The 24636-nt window shown below is 46.6% G+C and carries 23 protein-coding genes and 1 pseudogene; 11 read left to right on the forward strand and 13 right to left on the reverse strand.

Annotated elements, in window-relative coordinates:
• Positions 1 to 35: 35 nt before the first annotated feature.
• The 4 genes from MKX42_RS30210 to msrAB are packed head-to-tail and all read left to right on the forward strand — an operon-like array spanning position 36 to position 4112.
• Positions 36 to 740, forward strand: a complete 705-nt coding sequence (locus MKX42_RS30210) for a response regulator transcription factor (RefSeq protein WP_340756932.1) — start codon at positions 36 to 38, stop codon at positions 738 to 740.
• The gene (locus tag MKX42_RS30215) at positions 740 to 1780 is read left to right on the forward strand and encodes a sensor histidine kinase (protein ID WP_340756935.1); all 1041 of its coding nucleotides are present in this window, start codon (positions 740 to 742) and stop codon (positions 1778 to 1780) included. The genes MKX42_RS30210 and MKX42_RS30215 overlap by 1 nt, the downstream gene beginning before the upstream one ends.
• A gap of 43 nt (positions 1781 to 1823) precedes the next feature.
• Positions 1824 to 2540, forward strand: coding sequence for a cytochrome c biogenesis CcdA family protein (locus MKX42_RS30220; protein WP_340756937.1), 717 nt, complete (start codon positions 1824 to 1826; stop codon positions 2538 to 2540).
• A gap of 18 nt (positions 2541 to 2558) precedes the next feature.
• Positions 2559 to 4112, forward strand: a complete 1554-nt coding sequence (msrAB, locus tag MKX42_RS30225) for a bifunctional peptide-methionine (S)-S-oxide reductase MsrA/peptide-methionine (R)-S-oxide reductase MsrB (RefSeq protein WP_340756939.1) — start codon at positions 2559 to 2561, stop codon at positions 4110 to 4112.
• 95 nt (positions 4113 to 4207) lie between these two features.
• On the opposite strand, the gene MKX42_RS30230 is transcribed toward msrAB, so the two are convergent.
• Both MKX42_RS30230 and MKX42_RS30235 read right to left on the reverse strand, forming a co-directional pair.
• A complete protein-coding gene (locus tag MKX42_RS30230) occupies positions 4208 to 5311 on the reverse strand; it encodes a slipin family protein (protein WP_340756941.1) in 1104 nt (367 codons plus the stop codon).
• A 24-nt stretch (positions 5312 to 5335) separates the two neighbouring features.
• On the reverse strand, positions 5336 to 5572 hold the full coding sequence (locus MKX42_RS30235; RefSeq protein ID WP_340756943.1) for a hypothetical protein: 237 nt from the start codon (positions 5570 to 5572) through the stop codon (positions 5336 to 5338).
• A gap of 272 nt (positions 5573 to 5844) precedes the next feature.
• Here MKX42_RS30235 and MKX42_RS30240 point away from each other — a divergent pair, with 272 nt between their 5' ends.
• The 3 genes and pseudogenes from MKX42_RS30240 to MKX42_RS33525 all read left to right on the forward strand — a co-directional run bounded on the left by MKX42_RS30240 (position 5845) and on the right by MKX42_RS33525 (position 6821).
• The gene (locus MKX42_RS30240; RefSeq protein ID WP_340756945.1) at positions 5845 to 6327 is read left to right on the forward strand and encodes a hypothetical protein; all 483 of its coding nucleotides are present in this window, start codon (positions 5845 to 5847) and stop codon (positions 6325 to 6327) included.
• 39 nt (positions 6328 to 6366) lie between these two features.
• Positions 6367 to 6429, forward strand: a pseudogene (locus tag MKX42_RS33520) (putative holin-like toxin); the annotation flags it as partial.
• 308 nt (positions 6430 to 6737) lie between these two features.
• Positions 6738 to 6821 carry a putative holin-like toxin gene (locus tag MKX42_RS33525; RefSeq protein WP_367272796.1) on the forward strand — a complete coding sequence of 28 codons (84 nt, stop codon included), beginning with the start codon at positions 6738 to 6740 and terminating at the stop codon, positions 6819 to 6821.
• 184 nt (positions 6822 to 7005) lie between these two features.
• Here MKX42_RS33525 and MKX42_RS30245 read toward each other — a convergent pair whose 3' ends face one another.
• The 7 genes from MKX42_RS30245 to MKX42_RS30275 form a co-directional block, all read right to left on the reverse strand.
• Positions 7006 to 7680: an NADAR family protein gene (locus tag MKX42_RS30245; protein WP_340756948.1), complete on the reverse strand. Its 675-nt coding sequence runs from the start codon at positions 7678 to 7680 to the stop codon at positions 7006 to 7008.
• Positions 7681 to 7719: 39 nt separating this feature from the next.
• A complete protein-coding gene (locus MKX42_RS30250) occupies positions 7720 to 8547 on the reverse strand; it encodes a DUF6602 domain-containing protein (RefSeq protein ID WP_340756949.1) in 828 nt (275 codons plus the stop codon).
• Between the two features lie 66 nt (positions 8548 to 8613).
• Positions 8614 to 11028, reverse strand: coding sequence for a restriction endonuclease-like protein (locus tag MKX42_RS30255; RefSeq protein WP_340756951.1), 2415 nt, complete (start codon positions 11026 to 11028; stop codon positions 8614 to 8616).
• Entirely contained in the window at positions 11000 to 13240 is a 2241-nt protein-coding gene (locus MKX42_RS30260) for an MrcB family domain-containing protein (protein WP_340756953.1), read from the reverse strand. The genes MKX42_RS30255 and MKX42_RS30260 overlap by 29 nt, the downstream gene beginning before the upstream one ends.
• Positions 13241 to 13332: 92 nt before the next feature.
• Positions 13333 to 14355, reverse strand: coding sequence for a restriction endonuclease (locus MKX42_RS30265; RefSeq protein ID WP_340756955.1), 1023 nt, complete (start codon positions 14353 to 14355; stop codon positions 13333 to 13335).
• A 33-nt stretch (positions 14356 to 14388) separates the two neighbouring features.
• Positions 14389 to 15072 carry a nuclease-related domain-containing protein gene (locus MKX42_RS30270; protein ID WP_340756958.1) on the reverse strand — a complete coding sequence of 228 codons (684 nt, stop codon included), beginning with the start codon at positions 15070 to 15072 and terminating at the stop codon, positions 14389 to 14391.
• Between the two features lie 141 nt (positions 15073 to 15213).
• Complete coding sequence (locus MKX42_RS30275; protein ID WP_340756960.1) at positions 15214 to 15672, reverse strand: hypothetical protein; 459 nt, start codon at positions 15670 to 15672, stop codon at positions 15214 to 15216.
• 191 nt (positions 15673 to 15863) lie between these two features.
• On the opposite strand from MKX42_RS30275, the gene MKX42_RS30280 reads away from it, so the two are divergent.
• The 3 genes from MKX42_RS30280 (at position 15864) to MKX42_RS30290 (ending at position 19277) form a co-directional block, all read left to right on the forward strand.
• Positions 15864 to 16112: a helix-turn-helix domain-containing protein gene (locus tag MKX42_RS30280; RefSeq protein ID WP_340756962.1), complete on the forward strand. Its 249-nt coding sequence runs from the start codon at positions 15864 to 15866 to the stop codon at positions 16110 to 16112.
• A gap of 887 nt (positions 16113 to 16999) precedes the next feature.
• Positions 17000 to 17605 carry a DUF2971 domain-containing protein gene (locus MKX42_RS30285; RefSeq protein WP_340756964.1) on the forward strand — a complete coding sequence of 202 codons (606 nt, stop codon included), beginning with the start codon at positions 17000 to 17002 and terminating at the stop codon, positions 17603 to 17605.
• 73 nt (positions 17606 to 17678) lie between these two features.
• The gene (locus MKX42_RS30290; RefSeq protein ID WP_340756966.1) at positions 17679 to 19277 is read left to right on the forward strand and encodes a hypothetical protein; all 1599 of its coding nucleotides are present in this window, start codon (positions 17679 to 17681) and stop codon (positions 19275 to 19277) included.
• A 494-nt stretch (positions 19278 to 19771) separates the two neighbouring features.
• Here the strand turns inward: MKX42_RS30290 and MKX42_RS30295 are convergent, their stop codons facing one another.
• On the reverse strand, positions 19772 to 20128 hold the full coding sequence (locus tag MKX42_RS30295) for a hypothetical protein (RefSeq protein ID WP_340756967.1): 357 nt from the start codon (positions 20126 to 20128) through the stop codon (positions 19772 to 19774).
• A gap of 384 nt (positions 20129 to 20512) precedes the next feature.
• Positions 20513 to 20635 (reverse strand): hypothetical protein, encoded by a 123-nt coding sequence (locus MKX42_RS30300; protein WP_340756968.1) that lies wholly within the window; start codon positions 20633 to 20635, stop codon positions 20513 to 20515.
• Between the two features lie 399 nt (positions 20636 to 21034).
• On the opposite strand from MKX42_RS30300, the gene MKX42_RS30305 reads away from it, so the two are divergent.
• Positions 21035 to 21367 (forward strand): hypothetical protein, encoded by a 333-nt coding sequence (locus MKX42_RS30305; RefSeq protein WP_340756970.1) that lies wholly within the window; start codon positions 21035 to 21037, stop codon positions 21365 to 21367.
• Positions 21368 to 21779: 412 nt separating this feature from the next.
• Here the strand turns inward: MKX42_RS30305 and MKX42_RS30310 are convergent, their stop codons facing one another.
• Both MKX42_RS30310 and MKX42_RS30315 read right to left on the reverse strand, forming a co-directional pair.
• Positions 21780 to 23396 (reverse strand): type I restriction-modification system subunit M, encoded by a 1617-nt coding sequence (locus MKX42_RS30310; RefSeq protein WP_340756972.1) that lies wholly within the window; start codon positions 23394 to 23396, stop codon positions 21780 to 21782.
• Positions 23397 to 23415: 19 nt separating this feature from the next.
• Complete coding sequence (locus tag MKX42_RS30315; RefSeq protein WP_340756974.1) at positions 23416 to 24633, reverse strand: restriction endonuclease subunit S; 1218 nt, start codon at positions 24631 to 24633, stop codon at positions 23416 to 23418.
• Positions 24634 to 24636: the final 3 nt, after the last annotated feature.

Below are 24636 nucleotides of genomic sequence, written 5' to 3' on the forward strand. Positions count from 1 at the left end.
TCAAATGGATTTTTCCGGATATGGGGTGGGTTAGGATGAATGAACGAGTGCTGGTCGCGGATGATGATCCGAATATTACCGATGTGTGCCGCAGGTATCTGGAACGGGAGGGGTATCTGGTCACCACCGCCAAGGACGGCTTGGAGGCGCTAGAGCTATGGCGCAGCCAGCCGCCCAGCCTAATGGTGCTAGATCTGATGATGCCGCATAAGAACGGCTGGGAGGTGTGCAGTGAGATCCGGCAGACCGAAGATCTCCCGATCATTATGCTGACAGCGCGCGGCGAGGAGCAGGATCGCTTGATGGGGCTGACGATGGGAGCGGATGATTATCTGACCAAGCCCTTCAGTCCAAGGGAGCTCGTCCTGCGGGTGCAGGCGATTCTGCGCAGAATGAGATATGTCCAGGTATCGCCGGTTACTGCCACTGAGCACACGATCAAATACGAAGGGCTGACCCTCGATGTCGGCAAGCGTACGGTAGAGATCAACGGGCAGGCGATTGACTTGACGGTGACCGAATTCGAAATGCTGTATCTGCTGGCGAGCCATCCGGGGCAGGTGTTCTCCCGGACGCAGATGCTGAGCAAGATCTGGGATTTCAGCTATGAAGGAGATACGACTACCGTTACGGTGCATATAAGAAGATTACGCGAGAAGATCGAACAGACCCCCTCCGACCCGAAATACATCAAGACGGTCTGGGGAATCGGCTATAAGTTTGCAGGTGATGGCATCTGATGAAGCTGCGTACCTATCTGCTATTGTCCAGTCTCACGGGGATCGGCGTATTGTTGATCTGTCTATTCGTCAGTTATTCCCGGATGCTGCTGACCATCGATCAGCTATATTATCTGTCCGGTATCACAGCCGGGATCGGCGTGTTCTCCTTCATCGTCCAGCATCTGCTGACACGGCCGGTGGAGAAGTCCATTGCCCGGATTACCGAGCAGACGGTACGGATTGCCGAGGGGGATTTCCACACCGAAGTCCCCACGATCGGCCCGCACGAGTTCAAGCTGCTGGCCCGGCAATTCAATGAGATGAGCAGTAAGTTAAAAGAGAGCTTCGACCATCTCCACCAGTCCGAGTCCGCCCGGCGGGAGCTGATCGCGAATGTCTCCCACGATCTGCGGACCCCTCTTGCCTCCATTCAGTCATTCGTGGAAGCACTGGAGGATGATGTGATCAAGGAAGAAGAGACCTTCCAGCGGTATCTGAATACGATCCGGCTGGAGACGAAGCGGCTGGCGGGGCTGATCCAGGACCTCTTTGAACTATCCAGCCTGGAGGCCAGCGGCGGAACCTTCGACCCGCAGCCGTGCCATGCAGATGAACTGCTGATCAGCACGCTGGAGAGCTTCTCCTTCCATCTGGCGGAGAAGCGGCTGAAGGTCGAAATTGAGCTGCCGGATAAGCTGCCCGCGGCCCTGATGATGCCCACGCAGATTAAGCGGGTACTGTCCAATCTTGTGCAGAATGCGATTCAACATTCCCCTGAAGAAGGCAACATCGTGCTGTCCGCCGCCGAGGAAGGCCCGTTCCTGCGAATCGCTGTTAGCGATGAGGGGCAGGGAATTGAAGCGGCGGAGACCGCACGGATCTTCGAACGGTTCTACCGGATAGATAAATCACGCAATAAGAATAGCGGAGGCGCCGGACTGGGTCTTGCCATCGCCCAATCCATTGTGGAGCTGCATGGCGGCAAGATTGGTGTAGAGAGCACTAAGGGTTCCGGAAGCTGCTTCTGGTTCACGGTCCCCATCTACACCAGCCGGTAAGCCTTAGTATTAGAGAAGTGTATTCATATAGGTGGTGACAGAGATGGCTGGTGATTTTGTATTCCTGTTCTGCGTCTTCGGCGCAGGGGTATTATCGTTTTTTGCACCCTGTATTCTGCCGCTGCTTCCGGTCTATGTCTCGTATCTGTCTGGAAGTATGGCGGGCAGTGTGAATCAGGGCGGGGTGGACACAGGCTCCATGCGGTTCCGTTCGGTATTCATGCTGCGAACGCTAATCTTCGTGCTTGGGCTATCTGTGGTCTTCATTACCCTGGGCTTCGGCTCCGGTATCCTTGGCAGTGTCATTTCAAGCTCCAGGTTCATTGCCGTCTGCGGAGCGATTGTCATCTTATTCGGGATCTACCAGACCGGGCTGATCAAGATCCCCTGGCTCGAACGGGAAAAAAAGCTGTCCAGTCCCCGCGCTGCACGCGGCGGCTATATCGGGGCCTTCCTGCTCGGCCTGACGTTCAGCTTCGGGTGGACGCCGTGCATCGGCCCGGTACTCGCGGGCATTCTCAGTATCGCTGCCGGGGAAGGCTCCCCTGCTTACGGAGGATTCCTCATGCTGCTGTATACGCTGGGTCTGGCGATTCCTTTTCTCGTACTATCCATCTTCTCGGAGGTTCTGGTGCAGCGGATTCGCCGCTTGTACCGGTTCATGGGAGGGATCAAGATCGCCTCCGGCTGTATGCTGATCGCCATGGGGCTGCTGCTAATGACAGACCAGCTGAATACGATTGTGAGCTGGATTCAATAACGGGAGGAGGAATCAGGCATGAAAAAGATATGGAAGTGGATGGGATATATGCTGGTGATTGGCGGCCTGCTGTCGATCCTGGCCGCATGCGGCGCGAAGCCCGATACAGCATCCGGCAAGACGGTCTCCCCGGCAGCGATGAACAAGGGGAAGCCTGCACCTGCATTCGCATTAAATGATCTGAAGGGCAACCCTATGAAGCTCGAGGATCTGAAGGGCAAGAAGGTCTATGTGAAATACTGGGCCTCCTGGTGCTCCATCTGTCTTGCCGGTCTGGAGGAACTGAACACGCTGGCCGGACAGGAGAAGGACTTCGAGGTAGTATCAATTGTAACTCCCGGCTACAAGGGCGAGAAATCCGCCAAGGAGTTCACGGAATGGTTCAACAAGCAATCCTACGGCAACTTAACCGTGCTGCTGGATGAAGATGGGACATGGGCCAAGGAGTTTCAGGTACGGGCATATCCCAGCTCTTTTTATATCGATGAAGAAGGGTTGCTGGTAAAGTCCCTCCCGGGTCATGCCTCCAACGAGCAGATTAAGGACACCTTCGCGGGAATGAGCTCCGCCTCAGCGGCCGCTCCGGTGCCAGCGGTCAAGACCGCAGCTATAGCCGATAAGGATCTGCGTGACCTGTACCTGGCGGGCGGTTGCTTCTGGGGTGTGGAAGCATATATGGCCCGCATTCAGGGCGTTCAGGATGTCACCTCAGGCTATGCCAACGGGAAAGGCGAGAATCCTTCTTACGAGGATGTCATTCGCGGGGACCGGGGGTTCGCGGAGACTGTGCATGTGAAATATGATCCGAAGCAGGTCACCCTGAAGCAGCTCCTGGAAGCTTACTTCAAGGTCGTTGACCCGACCAGCCTCAACAAGCAAGGCAATGACCGGGGCGTTCAATACCGGACAGGAATCTACTATTCGTCCCCGGAGGATGCAGCCGTTATCCAGCAGGCTGTAGCGCAGGAGCAAACCAAGTATGACAAGAAGATCGTAACGGAAGTCCTTCCTCTGGAGAACTACTATCTGGCGGAGGAATATCATCAGGACTACTTGGCGAAGAACCCGAACGGGTACTGCCACATCGACTTAAGCATCCTGGATGAGCAAGAGCCGGTCATCGATCCGGCCCAATACCCGCGCCCTTCCGACGCAGAACTGAAGCAGCAATTAACCGCCGACCAATACGCAGTAGCCGTCAATAATGACACGGAGCGTGCCTTCAGTAACGACTATTGGGATAACTACGAATCCGGCCTGTATGTCGATATCGCCACAGGTCAGCCCCTCTTCTCCAGCAAGGATAAATACGACTCCGGCTGCGGCTGGCCCAGCTTCACGAAGCCCATTGCCCCGCAGGTCGTCACCTATGATACGGATACCAGCTTCGGTATGGAACGCACCGAGGTCCGCAGCCAATCCGGTGACATCCATCTGGGCCATGTCTTCGACGACGGCCCCGCAGATCGCGGCGGCAAGCGCTACTGCATCAACAGCGCCTCTATCCGCTTCATCCCTCTGGACCAGATGGAGAGCGAGCATTACGGGTATTTGATGGGGCTGGTGCAGTAGATTAAGCGGAACCGTACAGATGAAGGAGCCCCTCATACAGCAAGAATCGCCCTCCACTAGCTCATAAGCTGAGCCGTATGGAGGGCGATTCTTGTCTATTTACTTGCGCCGATCAGTGAGCTTAGCCGCTCCAGCAGATCGCCGCCGCCCGTAACCGAGATGGAGCCAATCCGGTCGCAGATTTTCTCCAGGAACTCCAGCTCCTTGAGCCGGAACAGTGTCTGGTTCTCATCCATCAGCTTCGCTGTATTCAGCAGGCTGCGCGTTGAGGCTGTCTCTTCCCGTCGGGTGAGCAGGTTGGCCTGGGCTTTTTTCTCAGCGAGCAGCACGGTGTTCAATATGTCCTTCATGTCCCCCGGCAGAATGACATCCTTCACGCCCGCCCCAAGGAAACGCACCCCGAACTCCCCCTCCTTCTCCCGGATACGGTCCAGGATGAACGTCGCCACATCCTCCTTCCGCTTCAGCAGATCGTCCAATCTCAGCGTCCCGACATACTCCCGCAGCAGGAGCTGAAGCTGGATGTGGATCTGCTCATCGAAATCCTTCAGCTCCAGCACACGGTGCGGACTTACGATCCGGTACTGGCAGACGAAGTTCAGGCGCAGCGTGACCTTATCTTCGGTCATCATCTCCTGGCCGAGCAGATCCATCTGCTGCTGTCTCAGATCGACCTTCTTGGTCAGCACCGAGACCGGTCCCTTCCAGAAGTAATATTTCCCCGGCGTCAGCTCCCGTTGGAGCGTATGGTCATAGAACAGGAACCCCAGCTCGTGGCTGGCGATTTCGCAGCTCTGCAGGTGCGGCGTAAGCCGCGCGATGATCGAGCGGTCGATCCCGGCAGGCAACTCCGGCACACGGATATCCGTGTGGATGAAGGTGTGCTTTTTCAGCAGATTCCAATACGCATACACCCCCGGCTTCAACACCTGCATGAATTGACCATCCTCGTAGTGCAGCACATTCTCATGATCCTGTACGCGTACCACCTCAAGCTCCCGCAGGAGCTCATCATCCTGTAAGAACAGCTGCAGGTCCTTCCCGCCAGCGCTAAAAGGCTTCGTAATATCCACTACTACCACAGTATGCTGCGACCATGAAAAATAACGGTAGGTTCCCGGCAGCAGCCGCTTCACATAACTTCCCTTATGAAAGAGCAGACCGCGCTGGTCCGCTTGAATCGTGATTGATTTCAACATCGTATGTATTACCCCCTTCATGATTTAACCAATGGAAGACAGAATCCCGCTGCGGACCCGGACGGAATCGCGCTTGAGACAAGCGGTCTGCCGGGAGATCCGGGAGGACTGCCTGAGACCTGAGGCTAACCCAACCTTCAGCCAGCCTTCATTCCCTTCTGTCCTTGCCCCAGTCTCCGCAAGCTTCCCTGCTGCCGATATCCACGGATTACAAAGCCCTGCCGCAGTAGCGCTATGCCAGCCGCCAGGGATTCTGTCCATTGGTTTCGTTATTCTGATTTTTGCTTCAATAATCGCTCGATGGAAATCGAGTAGTGTACCAACGTCGCTGTGAAGGCGATTAGGGAATCGAACCCTATAGTGACTCTTACCGCAACGGACCGTACAGGATACCGTAACATACATGCCGGCACTGCGGGATCACCAGAGATCCCCGCCTCGTTACGCCCGCCCGGATAAGAACCGGATATAAGATGAACGCGCTCAGCGTTTTCTTACAGGGTCTATCATCGCTTAGATCAGGCGGAACGAACATGGCGGAAGTATTACGATGGGAGAATAAATTTCCAGAGGGTGGGAAGAGGCATGAACAAAATGCCTGCGGCATCGCCAATGTGGCCGGTTTTTCGACCATATCCCGACATCATGCCTCTGCTGCACCTAATGTGGTCGGTTTTTCGACTATATCCCGCCATCGTGCCTCCGCTGTACCGAATGTGGTCGGTTTTTCGACCATATCCCGCCATCGTGCCTCCGCTGTACCGAATGTGGTCGGTTTTTCGACCATATCCCGCCATCGTGCCTCCGCTGTACCGAATGTGGTCGGTTTTTCGACCATATCCGCCTCCAGCCCAGATGTCCACGTGCAGCCCATTGTGTTCAGTGAAATCAGCGAAGTCATTCCAGAATATAGTCTCCTGCGTATGCTCCAAGACACTTATCCACATTGCACGAAAATAATAATTTCCCAATCAATGAAAAAAAGCCCAAAGGCAGGTGGGGGAGCCTGCTTTTGAGCTTGAGTAGGGGATTTGGTTTGTGTATTCCATTCGTAATCCCTGTTGTTCATGTTCGGCATGTTCATTATCGCATTGCTTAATTCCCCCATAAAGAAATAGGTCGCCCTGGTCTAAGGAAGCGATCCTATTTCAATGGATAACCTTTTGAAGCCACCGCCCTTAAAAGTGGATATTGCTCTGAGAGTCGTGTTAGAGCACGGCTCTCTTTTTTCATTATACTTTCTTCTGCCTATTGTACCACTCTCTCAAAACTTCTCATTAGCCTGAGCCCACTCATCCGGCGAGATCCATTGGAAGAGTCTGCGCTGTTCGTATATTCAAAATTTTCCATTCATGGTATAATCGCTGAAGCAATAGAAAGGCTTATATGGGCGGTCGGCTAATCTCCCGGAAGGGAGGTGAGGCCTGTGGAGGTATACCAAGCATTGACGCTAATGATTTCGTTCGCGACTCTGGTTGTGTTGATTCTCTCTTTCCACAAAAAGAAATAGACCGCCCTTCTCAAGGGAAGCGGTCTATTCTTTAACTGTTTTACCTATCTGAAGCCTCCGCCCTTAAAAGCGGCTATTGCTCCGAGAGTCGTGTTTGAGGCACGGCTCTCTTTGTATTCTACGTTTTTTCTGCCTTTACTATACCACAAATCATTTCATAAAGTAAGAAAATGTATGAAGTTATCTAATTGAAATACGCATCGTACTCCTTAAGAGCTTCCGGTGACTGCTTCTCTCTCCATTCCTGCAGATGCACCAAATAGTCCTCCCCCGCCCCCATTCTCCAGCCCATACTGGAGGGAGGAAGATCAGGATACACCATCCATTCGGGCAAAAAGAATTCGGGGTTGTATCCCGCAAGGCCATCCCGAATCTCCATCAGCAGCTTCCCCAGCATATTGCCTCCCTGACCGTCCCCGCCGTCTCCCCAATAAGCATCATTCGAGGTATGCTCAACAAGGGTACAATCGCCTGTAGATAGCAGGATGGATCTGATCACGGGATGCTGTTCGATCTTAGCAATCAATGCTTCCCGCATCACCTGCACCTTGCACTCCTCCCAATCCGGGCGCAGCGGCCGATTCCGCTCCCTGCCCATTCTGGCCGCTTTCATAGGCGTACTGGCGAGCCGGATTTCCTCTTCATGCTCTGTTCCTGCGAACTTTTGCGCCTGGAAATAATGCTCCGATGTTGCCCACTCTTTGCCCTTTAACAGGATCGGATACTTCGCAAAATTAGAAAAGCAGCCATAAGGCTTATCCGTCTCATAGAAGCGTATCACACGCGCCTCTGGCTTAGCCGATATCCATTCCTTTCTATCTTCATTGTGTATCTTCTGGATATGTTCCGGGGTATCCATGGCAGGCCCTGGCCTCCTTGTGTAGGTATTATGTGGCCGTCATTCTCTCATGACATTGAACTCGCTTGATCGAAACCCAATCCTCTCCTTAAGTAGCACGCTAGACTCCTTAGACTGAGGAAACCACAGCGGCTTAGAGAGAGTAATCGCATTATTATCTAATGTACTTAATAAATTGGACATAAAATAATTGAAGGATTGTTCTCCAGTATCATAAAATCCAAATTCGGGATTACTATGAGTTGCATTATTCCAATGTAGGCCATACAGCTGCCCATTCATACATAAAGACGTTAAAGTTCTCGTCTGCAAAAATTGCAGGTCCGTCCCTTCATATTCCTGCCTTTTATCCTGGTAGAATTCTTGGATTCTCGTAAATAATCGTTGTGCGACAAGCGCTGGTCCAATGTTTCGATAATCCTGATAGCCATATGAAAATATCCCAAAATAAACGTTGTCAGAAACCCGCTCCATTATTGATTGTACGGTATAGAGATTCTCTAAAGCATCAACCAACTTCGAACCTACGCTTAAACTAGTCTTCACTTCTATTACTGCTCTAACATATTGATCTGGAATAATCACAAAGTTAGGCCCGTTAAATAGTAAAGGGGAAGCTTGATCATAAATAATAATATCCAATTGCTTACTGCATGTTTCTCCATCATTGGAGAGAATGAACCCACTTGATATTAAATATTTCTTAGGGATAAACCTCTTTAATACATCTTGCAAAATAGCCTCTTTATGTGTTCCATCGGAAATCCAATGAGCATTTCCGATGATATCTCTCACCCGATTTTTGGCAACATCTAATTCCTTGCTAAAGCTCTGATAATAATTTGGCAAACTTCTCTCAACTGGCATTCAACCACCTCAGTCATCTGTAACTAAACTACTTTATTTTTAGTTTTTCATTTAGAGTCATCCATTTCAAATATTCCGCACTTCTACCACACGCCCCAAATCCACATACTCCTCATGATCCAGCCTAACCTTAACTCTGCCCTTACGCCGCTTTTCCCGCCATTCCCGCAGCGCTTCCCCCGTATCCAGCCGCAGCTCGGCAATCTCCAAAGCCCGGTCCAGGATATACTTACTCGTATAGAGCACAGTGAGAATCCCTTGTCCCCCTAACGCAATAGGGTCGGCTAACCTCTTCCATTCTTCAATGGTGAACCGGACATACAACTCCTCTTCTGTACCCGGCCGGCAAGGAACCTCCGTGATCTCCTTACGCCGCAGCACCTGCCAATCTGCTACCTTGCCTACCCAGTGAATGCCTGTTTTGGGAGGATCGATGAACTTCTTGCGGGATTGGCACATCGCTATATATTCAATCTGGGTGAGGAACTTCTGACTGGCAAGATTCCTTAGCGGCATATGATAAAAAGCTTCCCGCACCGCCACCCCAACCTGCTCCGGCCCCCGGACTGAACCGACCAGCACATTTTTGCCCGCCAGCTGATTGGCGTAGTATTCTTTCGTCCCACGTGGACGTGTCGAGCGTTCGTAAGCTTTTTCTGGACTATCCTGAATAATCTCCGCTAGGAATTGCTCCACCAGACTTGTGGAATTCGGCAGAAACGGCAAGGCGCCAATATTGAGCAGCTCAATGCTGCGGTAGAACTGGTGGCTCTTGAACCGCTCTTCATCCGGATAAGGAAATAGCACATACGCCCCGAACATGCTTCGCTCGTATTCCCCTGAGCCCTTCTCCTGATACACAATCGCATCCCGGTAGCGGTGCATCGTATTAATGTCGTCCTCCTCCGGCCCGGGCTGGCCATATTTCTGCTGATAAGAAGTCCCCTCATACGCCGGATTCAAGCGGTACTTGGCATCGAACACATACTTATACTCCTTGATCTGACCCGCATCCTTCTTCTTCAAGGTAAGCACATTGTCGGGACGTTGACTGAGCGTCGGGGTCCTATCTGTTCCAGGAATCGCATTATAGTACAGGATGAACTGTTCCCCGTTGACCGGATTCTCGTAGACCATCTGCGCACTCTGCGAGCGGTCCAGCGTAACGAAGATCCCGTTCCGGTTCACCTTAATGATATCCTGCTTCACCAGCTTATACTTCTGCCCCAGCAGCTGATTCAGTTTGAGGAAGCACCAGTACTCATAGAGCTGCGCGACATCCTTCATGGATAGGCGAAGGAGATCCCCTTGGATCGACAGGCCTTTGAGCAGCATGAGATAACAGCGATAGACCTCCCGGTATCCGGGGGCCATCTGCAGCACCAGCGTAACGGACATCTGCTTCAGCGCTCCCGCCTCCCGCACAAAATCCATCTGCAGCACCCGGTCAATCTGCTTCAGCATCGAATCCAGCCTTGCCATCAGCAAGGGGTCTGAGGTTCGGCTATTCTCTCTCCAGCGGAGCTTAAGCTCCTTCAGCTTCCCGCGAATCCGTTCCAGCATCCAGCGGACGAACCGGTTCTCACTCGTATCATAGGCGAGGCGCTTCCGTGTCTCCATTAAGTGGGATGCTGTGTAGCTCCGGTTACCTATCGTTAAGAACCCATGGTTCATGTCTTCTCTTAACCGTTCAGGATGCTTCGCGAGCTCGCGGATGTTCTCTCTTCCGGCTTTTTTGACCCGGCCTGCATCCATTAACCGCCGCTGCTGGAGCAGCGCAACATTAGGATTCTTGTTGATCCGCTCAACGGCATCCAAGAGCTGTCTGAATACATGCTGTAGGATGGCGAAGAACTCCGTCAGGCTCTGATACTGCGTCTCCTTAAGGCCAGTTAGCTGATAGGTCCGGCGCAGAAAATCAAAAGCCAAATTATAAATCTGCGCATTCACCTCATGCAGAAGGTTCTGGTAATCCCGCTTATAATCCATCTTCGAGGGGAAAATCTCCATCTCCACCCGCAGCAGCGTCTGCCCCTCGCCCCGGATCTCCCATTCCGTCAGCCCAACCTCGTTCCCAAAGTTCAGCACACCTGCAAGAATAGAATCACCCAGAGGCTTAACCGCTTGCCGGAGCAGCACATTGTCATGATAGAAAGTAAGTTTGGTCGCCTTCTTGTTCTGAATCACCAGTTCATACGGCTGCGTCTCATAAAAACTAGGAAAGGACGACTCCCCCGGCTGCCAGTCGATCAGCCCATAAGCTTCAGGCGAGAACACCTTAATCTGTACATCCCCAAGCCGCTGCGCGCAGGTAATCCCAAGCTGAGCATTCACCCACTCCTGCTCCGGAGAGCGATGAAGCTGCAATGTCTCCACCGTAGGATGATAGGGCCGCCCCTGTACATATAGCGTAAAAAGCTCCGTCTCGATACGGAGCAATTCCACCGCCTGATTAAGAGAGCCAGTATGAGGTGAATCCATCTTCCTCCAGCCTCCTCAGCATATAAGCCAATTTACGAGCACTTTGCGGATGTTTGACCCCAGGCGGCGTCTGCCCGGCAGCCCACCTCAGATAGAGTGGCGAAGCATCATCGTCCATGAGTTCTCGAACATTAACCGCTATGCCAGCATCGCTGCCTATCGCAACCTTCATCAGATTAAGCAGCACCCGGCGCACGGAGGAATGACTTCCCTGGATACGCGGCAGAATCTTTTGCAGCAGCTGCCAGTCGAACGCCTCTTCCTCATCCATCAGGCTAAAGCGCTCGTTATAGATCATATAGAAGCAAATCGCATCCCGCACCCGGAAGCCCACATGAGCATGGATATCCTCCAGCAGCGTATTAATCTGAACCAGTCTCCCCGTTGTCCGCACAACGAGCTCCTGATGGGTATCATAAGCATCCACCAGCTGCAAATAATCGGAACGGAGAAAGAGATGATTCAGATCATTAAGATCAGCGGGATCACCCGCGTCCTGCTCAGCCCCTTGCGGATACTGCTGCAGATTGATGTAATTGAACTCCAGGGTGCTTGCGCGGTCGAGAACTTTTTTGCTAAAAGGATGCGTGGTCTCGTCCATATTCACCGTCCCGATCAGGAACACATTCTCCGGGATGCCCAGGCCGCCGTACTTCAGCTCATCCTCAGGCGTACCCAGCATGGCAGAAGAGATCAGGGCCTGCGTCTGAATCTCCCCCTCCCGCCACTCCTGCGTCTCCAGCACACTTAACAGATCACTGAAATAATGCTCCACCCGGGCCAAATTCATCTCATCCAGGCAGATAAAATACGGCTGATGCCGGTTCTCCGGCTGCCGCGCCTCCGCGAACACCTGCGTCACCGGCCCCGGCTGGAACCGCCCCGCCAGATCCTTATACCCCAGCAGATCCGCAGGATCACTCCAATCCGGCCGCACCGGAATCAAGGTATACTGCCCATTATCCCGCGTCGCCCCCAGCGCCTCAGCGAACAGCTTCACCAGCCTCGTCTTCCCCGTGCCGGATATCCCCGCCAGAATAACAAACGGCTTCGCCTTCAGCGACAGGTAGAAGTTCTCGATTAGATGCTCCGGGAAAAAGAAGCCCTGGCGGCGGATGTGGGATTGGATGTGGTGGAGGATACCTGTTACTTGTTCATCCTTCAGAGGTTCTGCTTGTTGTGGCAATAGCTCCACCTCCTCGTCAATGGATTCGTCATCACTGGGAGCTATCGCCGATTCCACATATAGACGGTACTCTTCGATTACATTCTCGAGATCTTGAATTAGCTGCTCATCATTCGGAACATTTCCTCTGTCATATTTAATGTACGCAATAGTCGATACTTGATAATCTTGACCAAGGCCACTATCAACTAGACGAATATTCTCATCCTTATTCATATTAGTCAGTACAAGAAGGTCTAGAAGCACTTCTTTACGGTCTCTCAGATAAGCATAGCCTTCTCTACGCCCCTTCTCTTGAAGGGGTATCGTTACCCCTTGGTTAAACGTAAGATATACCGCACTCATATCCTCAGCGAAAAGATACACAACATATTCTCCACGTTGAGTGGTTTCCGTTATCCGTTTATCTAGGACTGCTAGCCAAGGAACCGTCGCCCAATTCCCTTGTCCAACTGAACCTTGAACCTTGTATTGCTCATCTATGAAAGGTAACGCTTTAAGCTCAGAAGGCAGGGTCTGGCGAAACAATGTGCCAAGAGAATGACCTGCGAATCCTTCCATTTTAGCAGAGGTGTACTCCGCCAGGATTTTCTCCAGATAACCTTGCAAAGAGAACCGTTGCAAAGCAGCGTTGTAAGCCCGGAGTTCCTCGTTGGCAAGCCGCTCTAATTGCGAAAGCCCCTCGTCCCCTAGCTGTCTATGAATCTGGCTATGAAACCCAATAGTATTATCCTTCAAATCCACAAACAAAATATCCGAAAGTGCATTAACAGGACTGTTAATGATATCTTTCAACCGACTTTTAGATGCCTCTCTCCATAACTTCTTACCTTGTGGCAAGTCTACCCGATTTCCTTTTTCTTGTTCAGCTATATAATAGTTAAGAAACCGCTTTTTAACACGATCATATGACACTCGCTCCCGCTTGGACGCTCTAAGCTCTTCAATTAAGGATAGGATTAGGACCATCATATATGACTTTTGCTTACGCTTGAATATCTGTGTGAATGTTTCTGGTAGTGGCATGGAGTCCTCCAGGATCGTTAATTATTTTAGTAGTCTAGGATTACTTAAGAATAAGGACCGTCTCATGGACAGCCCTAAGAAAAAATTCAAACTTATAACGGCCAATATATCTTTCTTAACGGTACTAACGTTCGTGTCTCAGAATCAAATTGATCATAGTATTGCGTTACTAACTCCGCTAGTAGATTCAAGTCTATTAGTGTTATAGGGATATTCGATCTGTCCGCTTCATATTTCGCTTCTTTGGTGAATCCGCCACTAGACATGTAAATCCCCCTATCTTTTCCTCTTAGCCCTCCAGTAAAACTGCGTATTTCATTAGCCCCCATACGTTCTTTACGATGCTTCACTTCTGCTATAATTCTGGGCTCTTCAAGCCCCAGACCATCTGGAGATGCCAAAATATCTCTGCCACGATCTGGTCCTTTAGGTGTGATTCGTGTCTTGTAACCCATTCCTCTAAGCACCCCCGCGACAAACTCCTCCATTTGTTCCCAACTTAACTTAGCAATTTTGTCCTTGATAAACTCGTTGGACTTCTCAATGACGTCATCCTTAATCTGATCTAATTCTTCAGCTTCTTCCTCTGTCTCAACTTGCACAAAATCTAGGGGGTGACTTGGCTGATTCCCCTCCATCTGTCCGGTTACCATTTGTTTGAGCAATTCCTTCTGAACATCATTGGGAATAGCTATAATAGTCATAATAGAACCAAGTGTATTTCGGGCACTCGCTGATAAAACATCCCTGGAAACCGTCCCCTCCCAATTTACTCTGCGAATATGGGGTTGATCCGTAATATAACCAGGTTTATATTCATAATTCGAATGAATTTTTCCTATGTAATAGAGACGCTCTTCCGGATTATAAGTAATTACAAGATCATCTATTTTAAAATCACTCACAAACCGAAAAATCTGACCTGCAGTAATGTTGATTTTACCATCCTTATATTCAGGATACTTCACCTTCAAAAGCTTCTTCATCTCTTGTAAAGTTTTCACCGCATTAATGTTACCCAGTTCTTCCCAACCAATTGCCACAGCATTTTTCCCTTTAAATTCGTCAATAAGGTATGCACTTTCCCCTGCTCGTACAAGCCACATATTCCCCATAGTTAACACCCCTCTATAGACGTAATGGTTTCACTAATTCTTGCTCCCTTTTATTCTCTGTACATGAAGTTTATGAATCTCGACATCGGTGATATTAGCTTGAACCAGATGATCATATATAGTTTGGATCTGCCCCGCAGAAATAGGAGGCTCAGAGGTTTCCGCCTTCAAGCTGATCAGCTTCCTGGAGATAAACTCGCTTAATTCCACATCATAGACAACCAGTTCATCCGAGAGGATCTTCCGCAGCTCAGGGTCAATACTGAACCGACATCTCATCGTGAATGAAATCATAGAGATGTATTTTACGGCGGCTACATCTTTCAGCAAACTCTCAATGGCCTTGATATGCCCATAATTCTGCTTCAACGGATTATACATCTTGTACCGGTTACTCACCGACCATTGCTGATCCGCCCTGCCACCTTTAATTTCTCCATTGTAGTTTTTCGTCTCAATAACAAATAGACAATATGGAGATATAACAACATGATCAATCTGAGCGTAGCCTGTTCTAGATTTGGGATTAGGGAGCAGCAGATCGCTTAAGAATTTGCAATCCTTTGGAAGCTGATCAAGCTGAATGTTAATTTTATACTCGCCTAGTTCACCAATTCGGGTAGGAGCAACCTTGGGCTTAGCCTTTGGAGCGTGTGCCACAGCCTGTGGTGGCTTAGGGTCTGATTTTCGGAAGAGTTTCTTTAGTGCTTCAAACATACCCCAACCTCATATCCTCTAGATTTACAATATGTATGGTAATTCGACAATATGGGAAGGATTCCCTCCAAAAAAGAGCATAAGAAAAGGACTGTCGCGTGGACAGCCCAATCGTGAATATGCTTATGTTGTCTATTGTGCTTACTCCGATAGAACAGAAGGAGCATTAAAGGAATGTGCAAGTTGCATTCCATCCTTTAGTCCTTGTAGATATAAGCGTTCATAAATAACGGATTGCTTTACCTGGAGTTTATTCTCCCAATCCTCAAATTTCGGCATACGTGCGATATCTAAGGAGTCGAACAACGCCTGAAACGCCTCGCTTTCCTCTTCAAAGGCTTGTCTAGGCTCCGACTCATATTCTATTTGTGCAGTTACCTCATTTAATCGACCTTGAATTGTTTGTATGAACCACGCTGGAAAACTCATCACATCTCCTCCTGGACAGAAGTTTAAACGGAAAGCCTCTGAGTATCCATTCCTTTCTTGGTACATCTGATTAATAAGTTCATCTACCCTGCGGCTCTGAGCCTGAAGCGCTTCATTGGTGCTTAACGGAATACCTTCCTCCAGCAGTCTCTGCCCGAGTTCATTCAGCATGCGCTTCTCCTCCTCATACTTGTGAATCAGATTTTGCATTGCACCCTCACCTTTCTGGCAAAGCTATGGTTGTAGACGAAGTATAGATATTTTAATGCGTTTATCGGTTTATTTCATTTTAATTCGATATCCGCATTAAAACAACTCCTACCTCGCATACAATTTGGTTAATATTGTGAGGTGACACGGAAATGAGACATCGCAAAGAGCCCCCAGGTGACAAAAACATCATCGGGACCCGAGTCGTAGCTATTCGCAAAGCTAAGAAAATGAAGCAAAAGGATTTCCTTGCGAGGTTGCAAACCTTCGGTTTAGACATCAGCCCGACCAGTTTGTCAAGATTGGAAGGCCAATATCGGCTTGTGCAGGATTATGAAGTGGTTGCTATTGCGAAGGCGTTGGAGGTTTCGGTTGGGGAGTTGTTGGGTGAGGGTGGGTGAAGAAAGGGGGAATCCTAATTTCTCATCGGTATCTACATTCCAATCTAAAGTGAGCAGCATCCCACATGAACTGTATGCAGGAACATATTGTGCTATGAGTGATCTGTAGCTATCCGTGGAAACCTTTGTTTGACAGGGTTTTAGCGAATACACATCCGTTCTAAAGGGCTGAATACGCACGTTCTTTTGGTGTTTTACATCAATTTTACATCAATGTTTTAAATACATAAACTACTTACTGCCAGTGATATCTCGCTTCAATAATCTGTTGAATCTTATTACGAACTAGTATTAGCTTTACTTGGAATATATAGGAGAGCGCCATCCTTACTTATTAATGTCTCATGCGTTTAAGAATACCGTTTCAATTCATCTGGAGACCAAATTTTCTTTGTTTGTACTGTTCCGTTTTCTTCTAAATAGTCCGACATATAATAACACTCCGATAAATCACAAAATTAAAATTAACATTATACGCACTTAATTTGCTTAAACCAGCATTTTCCCACATATCTATAATATCCGCTGGAAAATCTAAATTTAACAATTCCCTAATTTCCATAAGGCACTCGGCATTTAATAAGAGCCATTCAGAGAGTCCCTTTGGGACTGTGTTGGACTTTTTATTCGATAGCAAATAGGTCGTCACATCATTGAAAATACGTTGAGACTGCCCTATTCGTCTATATTCCCCTCGTTTAACTGATCAAATAAATAAAAGGCTGTTTTCCCGGAAGGAAATGGCTATCATTTGGCGAATATTACCTGTGCTGCGTTAACTTTGCGGAAGAAGAGTGAAGTATGCGGCGTTTACATATGGATATCGAATTGCCAGAGTTTATTCTTGCGTTCTCAGCAGAAATTCTTAGTTTCGGAGGCAGTTTAGCGTGAGTTACACATATGAACAGATGGCTAGGAGAATTAATGGTAGATCAGACATGTCAATATATTTGACGCACCTCACTCGAAGAACAGACACTCAAAGTGAAGTTGATACTTTACTACAAATCATTAAGGAACAAGTTATACGAGGCAGTAACGGTAGTGGCTATATTATCGGAGAAGATAGAGCAGCATGTTTCCAAGATGCCCCATTACATGGAATAAGTCAGAATATCATTCACGAAAATCAGTATAGAAAAGAGTTGGGCTCAAAGTTAAGGTATGATGCATGCGGTGTTAGCTTTTCAAAGCAATATGTATATTTACTAGGCGGTCGTCCCTGCGTCTACGAGAAAAAAGAAGTGGCAAAGAAGATACTACCGCCGGAGGAATGGTGGAGAATAGTAAACTTTGACATGTCGGACCCTCTTAATATAGTTGATTGGACTCATGAAAGAGAGTGGAGAGTAAAAGGCGACTTTATTTTTCACCATGGTTACGCTACAGTATTACTTCCTCATAACTCGCAGTACAGAGAGTTTATTGACAAAGTGGATAAAGAAACCCTCAAGGCTTTACAGGGTTTGGTCGTATTATCTAGGACGATATAAGTGTTGCGTTCCGCGATTCGTACTCTTATCTATAGTAAAGAATCTTGTAATAAAAAACGAAAGGGAGAAACTCATGCCTCCATTACTTCGTAGGGACAGCATTAGATTCTTTGAAGCTAGCATAAATAGCTTAAACTTAGCTATAATCGGCTTATCTCTTCCTATTAGGGCTGAGCCAAGGGAAAAAACATCACTGTACGCTGCTGAAATAGGGTTGATAGGTACTGCTGCTGAACAAGCAGTCAATGCGTGCATTTGTCAAACGCACGGGGTGAAATGGCTTCTAACTTTTGACAAAAAATTTAAACCAGCTTCTCAAATCTTCGACCAATTTTCCAACATTTTAAAAAAGCCAACTGTTACATCTTCTTTTTTAACTCAGGGAATATTAGAGAAACAAAATCATTTAAAAACTCTGCTAGATAAGACTACTAAGTTCCGGCTGCTCGCCAAAGCACGCGCTGGCGGCCTTCATGCAGGGATAGGGCCTTCTAGGGAAGTTACAGTCGCTTTAGCTCGTGACGTTTCTGATTTCCTTATCCATCTCTCCTATTCCTCCAGGATAAGACCTTACCTCAACCACATACCTAAACCACACGACATAGTAAGAGACAGGGCCATATTGATTGAGGAATTAGCTAACAAGATAAAAGATACCCAAAATTTTCAAGATAGGGCCGTACTAATTAGCTCAGCATTTCTCATCCTTCCTGAGATCAGTGACGTTCAACCTGAATGGATAGATGCTTTTGAACGGGTAAGTATAAGCCCAAATTCGAACGACGTAGTGTTGCTGTTAGATGCCTTAAAACAGGCCATACCCTCTTCATTAATTCGAGCGACTGGTACAGGGGATGCCCTTCCAGTTAGGATTGATAGTAAGAACCCTTCCGCATTTATAGTATCCCCGCAATTTATAAAGCGCGAGTTCAACCAGATCAATGAGCAATGGTACGCGGATATCGCAAATGCTAACGGTCGTCTGAAAAATAATATCCTCGATTTGTCTCCTCAAGACTTCATATTAGATGTTTTTGGATTAGGTTTAGAGAATATGAACATCCTAGAATTCCAGACAGGACTTCCAGCCCAGCAAACGTGGCCCTTCGTAGCTTCTAGTCTAAGCGTAAATGGTACTCCATACCCGTATTGGTTTTTAGTAAGGGAAACAGCTAATCTCCCCGAATTAAAGAGCTTCCTGATAAAGGCAGGAGCAATTGGAAATGGTTATCTGAGAAAGAATTCTAAAGAGTTTTTTGATGGTACTTTATCAATACTAGAAAGCAAGCCACTTCAAACAAGTGAGAATAGTTGGGTACGGGAGATACTTGTATTATCTACCCAAATAGAAAATCGTAGAGGCAAGCTTCAGTCATTATATGAGCAAAGTAAATTAACAGACGATAAGTCTATTTTACATATTATTGAAATGTTACTAAATGATGAAATAGACATTAGCGAAACAATAAACCAATTATGCAAATTACCTGATGCCAACAAAAGCCAAAGAAAGACTTGGATGAACGTTCTTATCGGCTGTTGTTACGAGATAGAGGATATACCTGGACTTCTCTATGCTTTCAAAAACGAAGATTTTTATAACTCAAGATCTTCAATAAGACGAGGGCTGAGAATTATAGACTTTTTAGTATATGGACCCCAATTTTTATAATATCGAATCCGTTAATAGAGAACGCCAGTCTTACGTACTACTCTCCGTTTTCCTGGCGCTCCCTGTTGTGTCTGACGTGAAATAAGCGTACAATAGCGTTGAATAAGTACAGCGGAGTGATAACCGGAATCTTTGGTCGGATGGCCGGTTATTTTAGCTCCGTTTTTTTCTGTCAATCATCAATACCAATGAAGCAAATGATAGCATTAGTGTTAAAGCCTCGTTTAGTGTCAACATCTTTCTCTCACCTCCTTTACGTTCGCGCGAAAATTCGTTGTTAATAGAAACAGTTCAGTTATCCCTACACTTGATCCTTGGCGCAACTGTAGCAAATCATGCCAAGCTCGGACTGCAACGCGATGAGGTGGCCGCGATCGATTCAGCGCATTGAATCCGGTGAAACTGACGTTGATTACGAGAAGCTATTAGTACTCGTGGACTCTTTAATGTTTCTGTGGACTATCTATTAGGTCACCGCGATGAGGAACAATAACCTAGTCCCTAGCTGACTCAACGAGATTCTCCCACTCATCCTCGCTTATACCTAAAGATGCAACAATCTCTCTTATATATTTTGTTCTATAGTGGAGGTTTAAATCGCCGAGCTGGGTGTAGTCCTTAGCGTCTATGAGACCGAGTTCACTCTCTATATCCCGGAGTGCAGCCTCAATGATTGTTTGTATAAAGTCCTGCTTCGAGGTCGAAAGTTTACTGGTGAGTATTTCTAGCCTCTTGTTCTGCAGATTCGTAAGGGTTATGGAAAATCTAATGCTCTTATTTAAGATTGAATTCGGTGTTTCTTTCTTATTAAGCATTCCCTGAAGTGCGTTTTTGAAATTGCTATCGCTCATTTCGGCTCACTTCCCGAATCAGATTTTGGTGCAAATTTAGATTACACCCTTTTTCTCAGTTTGTAAACCGTAATATTCCACGCCTAAAACCCGCTGGCAAATTGCGCAGCTTCCTCCGCTAAATCCGTCTCCTGTACGATGCCCCAGTTCAGCAGGTACACGATCTCGACGCGTTCACCTTCGCAAAGAAGTCAGTGAGCGAACACTGCGCGGGTAATATTCAGTTTTAACACGGCTCATTGCGTTTTCTCCTTTGCTTGTCCTAATATATCATCTTCTTATTCGCTTGGGTAATTTCTCAATATCGATTTTTCTACTTAGTCATACAAGATCGCAGTAGAAGATCTCTTTAAATTGCCCTCTTACTCACTCTCTTTCGGTTTTTCATACTTCTTTAATAAACTCCGCAATCTCCTCCGCCGTCATCCCGGCATTTACGACCGCACTTTCCGCCCGTTCCTTCCGTATTCCCTCCGCCAGCACCTGCGGCATCACACGCGGCAGCATATACGTTATCAGAACCCCCGCCGTCAACTGCGGATACTGTGCTGTTACACAAATTCGCGCTTGTTTTGAAGCCCATTCGGTAAACCTCGATAGTACTAATGGGGTCAAAAACAACGCTAAAGGCGATGTAGAAAGTGATGAAAAACACTTTGCTTCTTGGTCTAGTGATGCAGGGGGAGCGGAGACTATAGAGTTTATCTTTACAGCAATAAACCAGGAGATACTACCATTCCCTTCCTATTGAGTTTTGCCGTAATTCAGGAGCAAACGAATAAACAATACTCCCTCCTATCGAATGTGGTAAGCGTAATTGAGGAAATGAACAGTAACCTTGTTGAGGAGCAACGGTAACGGGAGATTGGGCGTAGTTCCGATATTGTTAAACAGTTCTAGATTCTTTTGAAGGAGAACAGTTTTCGGATCGATGACGGTGAGGGGGATCATCATGATATTCTAACACTGATAGAGCTGTTTACCACTTCACAAAACTTCCCCGAGAAGGAACTGAAAGAGGTAGCTGCGTATTTGAACTGCCTGCATCTACTGGTAGATGAGCTATACGAAACGCTTCAAAACATGACATTTGGCGAAGTGGATTTGCCGCACATCCCTCTGCTACATTCAAGTTCTAGCAGATTCAAAGAAGTGTCCTACGATCTAGGCAAGGTATTTGAGTATCTGAACAAACGTTTTAACGGCTTCAAAATCAACTTGATTACAGCTGCAGTCTAAGACTTTATTTATCATCTCCTGGCTTGTTATTAATGAGTCAAAACTTATTTTAAAAATTTTCAGACTCAGAAACTACTTATATCAAAAAATACAGTCTAACACTTATTTTCTTTGCACATTTGATCAGTTACACTAAAATCGATATTAACATCTGATTCTGCAAAAGCACAAAAAAAGAAGACGCACAAGAGTTGAAATTTCCCGGTGTCTTCTTTCATTTAGGCTGGTATTCGGTAGATTTACACATCAATTTTACATCAAGTCTGTTCTCCGCTACCCGACAAATTTATTAATTACTTCTTCTTGACAACCTATTTACGGTGAAGAAGCAATGTTTATTTCCATAGACTGTTCCCACGCGCTCGTGAAAAGAGCCAAGGTTTAAATTCACCTTAGCTCTTTTCTAACACTATTATTTACCTAAAAGACTGATAAATTTGCTCAGTTCTTCTTTGGCTTCATCGGTAGTCCCTTTCAACTCATTCAATAACTCATACAAGTTATCATATGAATTTGCAATTTCTGCTCTAACTTCTACCAACTCTTGAGCCACTTGTGAAAGTGAAATACCTTCTTCTTCTTCAAACGTATCGACATAACGTGGAATGTTCAAATTGTAATCATTTTCTTTGATTTCATCCAAAGATGCCACATGAGCATATTTCTCAACGTATTCCCGGTGACTGTAAGTTTCAATAATTTTGTCGATATTTTTAGGAGAAAGTTTGTTCTGGTTCTTTCCTTTTTCAAACTCATTTGAAGCATCGATAAACAAAATATCTTTACTTTTGCGAGCTTCACGCCCTTTGAACACCAGCACACATGTTGGAATGCTTGTCCCATAAAACAAGTTAGACGGTAAACCAATAACAGTATCTAATAGATTGTTGTCGATAATATTTTTACGAATTTTACCTTCAGACGCACCGCGGAAGAGTACCCCATGCGGCAACACGATAGCCATTGTTCCAGCTTTATCTAAATGGTACAGTCCATGAAGAACAAAGGCATAATCTGCCTTAGATGCAGGTGCTACACCATAACCCTTAAAACGTGTATCTTTTTCTCTATCAACGTCTTTTGTATCCCAATTTTGAGAATATGGGGGGTTTGATACGACCGCGTCGAACTTCAAAGGAATTTGTGTGCCATCTTTTTCAGCAAATGGCCAGTCAGCATCAAGTGTGTCTGCGCGTTTCAACTCCATATTGCGATAATTTACCCCATGCATCATCAAGTTCATACGAGCCAAGTTATAAGTTGTCGTATTCAACTCTTGACCGTAAAACTCAACGCTTCCTTCTTCATTACCATTTGGCAATTCATTTTGAACTGTCAAAAGAAGTGAACCTGATCCCATTGTAGGGTCATATACACGGAATTGATCGCCAGTACCAGCTGCATCAACCGTAACAATTCTCGCTAAAATTTCACTAACTTCATGAGGTGTATAGAATTCCCCACCCTTTTTCCCAGCATTGGCAGCAAACTGTCCAATTAAATACTCGTACACGTCACCCAAAATGTCACGTCCTGAATCATCTTTGAAAGTGAACTCGTTAATCATCAAAACGATATCATTCAAAGCCTTCGCACGTTCATTTGTACTTGAGCCAAGACGTGTGTCCCCGAGGTTAACATCTGAGAATACGTTAGCAAAGTCCGCTTCTGCGATCGCGTTACGTTTAGCATTTGTATTGAATGAGTCAAACATGTCTTGAAAGTCACTAGCTTTGATTTTGTGATTTTCAATTTTTGATACGATTTTGTCCCAAGTGTAGGCTGGGTCAATCGCATATCCGATACCTTTACTGATTTCTTCAAGGTAATCTTCTTTTTCCGTGTCATCTTTCACTTCGAAAAACTCTTCCAACTCATTGACTTTTAAATATTCATCTTGATTTTCTGATAAGTAGCGATAGAACATAAATGGCAAAATATAGTTCTTGTACTCGCTTGCATCCATCGTCCCACGCAATTTGTTAGCCATTTCCCATAGCTTTGATGTAATAACTGTTGCATTACTCATTTGTGCAATCTCCTTTTTTTTATACAAACATTTGTTGAAGTAGACTCTTCTTCATATCCTTCAGCAGTTCCAACTCACGCTGATGAAGGGTGATAGTGTCGTCGAGGGTATCGATGAATTCACCAATTTTATGTTGTTCATCACAAGACGGCAATTTCAATCGTAAACTCTCAAATTCTTTCTGACCTAGTGTTTTATTCCTACCTGCGCCACCAGGTGAGGCCGATTCCAGTAGTTGTTTTCCCTTCAGAGTTAAGAAAAAATGAACGATGAAATCTAAGTCTAATAACTCTCTTTTCATCCTATACATCGGAAATCTATGAGATGCTATCATACCAACTTCTTTTTCAGTAGTTCTAGCAACCGCTTGTTCCCAAGCAAAAACGATGTTTAGGATTAAAGAGTCAGGCTCAACCCAAAATACACGTTTATTACCTATCGACTCTCCAGTTACACTTTCTTTATAAAATATCCCTTTTCCATGCGAACGAATACCTATTTGTTTGTACATCAGCTCTTTTTCTAATTCTACTGGAGCGCTTACCTTTTCAAGCATCTCCCCCAACCTACGCTGTTCCCAAGCATCAGTAAATCCTGCAAAGCGAATTTCAGGAACATCGGCTCCATCTTTCGGAAACATTTTTTCCAGCATGGATTTTTTCACGATTACCAACTTGTCATAACTACGCTGATGAAGGGTGATAAAGTTGTCCAAGTTTTTAAATAAATCACCAATTTTGTGCTGTTCTTCAATAGACGGCACAAAGATTGACTCTCTGAGAAAATGCTTCTCGTCGAGCTTATTTGACGAGTTTCCAGATGAAGTAATTGACTTGGTGAATATTGGGGCCATGATACGTTCAATTTGAATTGCGTGTTTCCAGTAGTTGTTGTCATATTCACACGTGTGACGATAAATTGGAAACAACTCAGAAACAACACCAGCGCCAATGTCATTGGCTACAAATCTACCAAACTTGAATTCAGCATTAGGATGACCTTCAAATGCAATATCACCTTCCCGCATAACGTAAGTTCGAGTATCAATATTGTTAGACTGAACTTTCTCAGGGTCTTGGAAGTACATCTTTGCAACGGAAATCCAATGTTCTTTACCAAAGCTTCCATCGTTACGCTCATTGACTTTCTTGAACTCGTCACCTAACTGACGCTGTTCCCAAGCATCCGTAAATCCTGCAAATCTAATTTTAGATGATTTTGTTATGTTATCGCTCATTCC

The organism is Paenibacillus sp. FSL R7-0204 (assembly GCF_038002225.1).
Lineage (GTDB): Bacteria > Bacillota > Bacilli > Paenibacillales > Paenibacillaceae > Paenibacillus_AQ.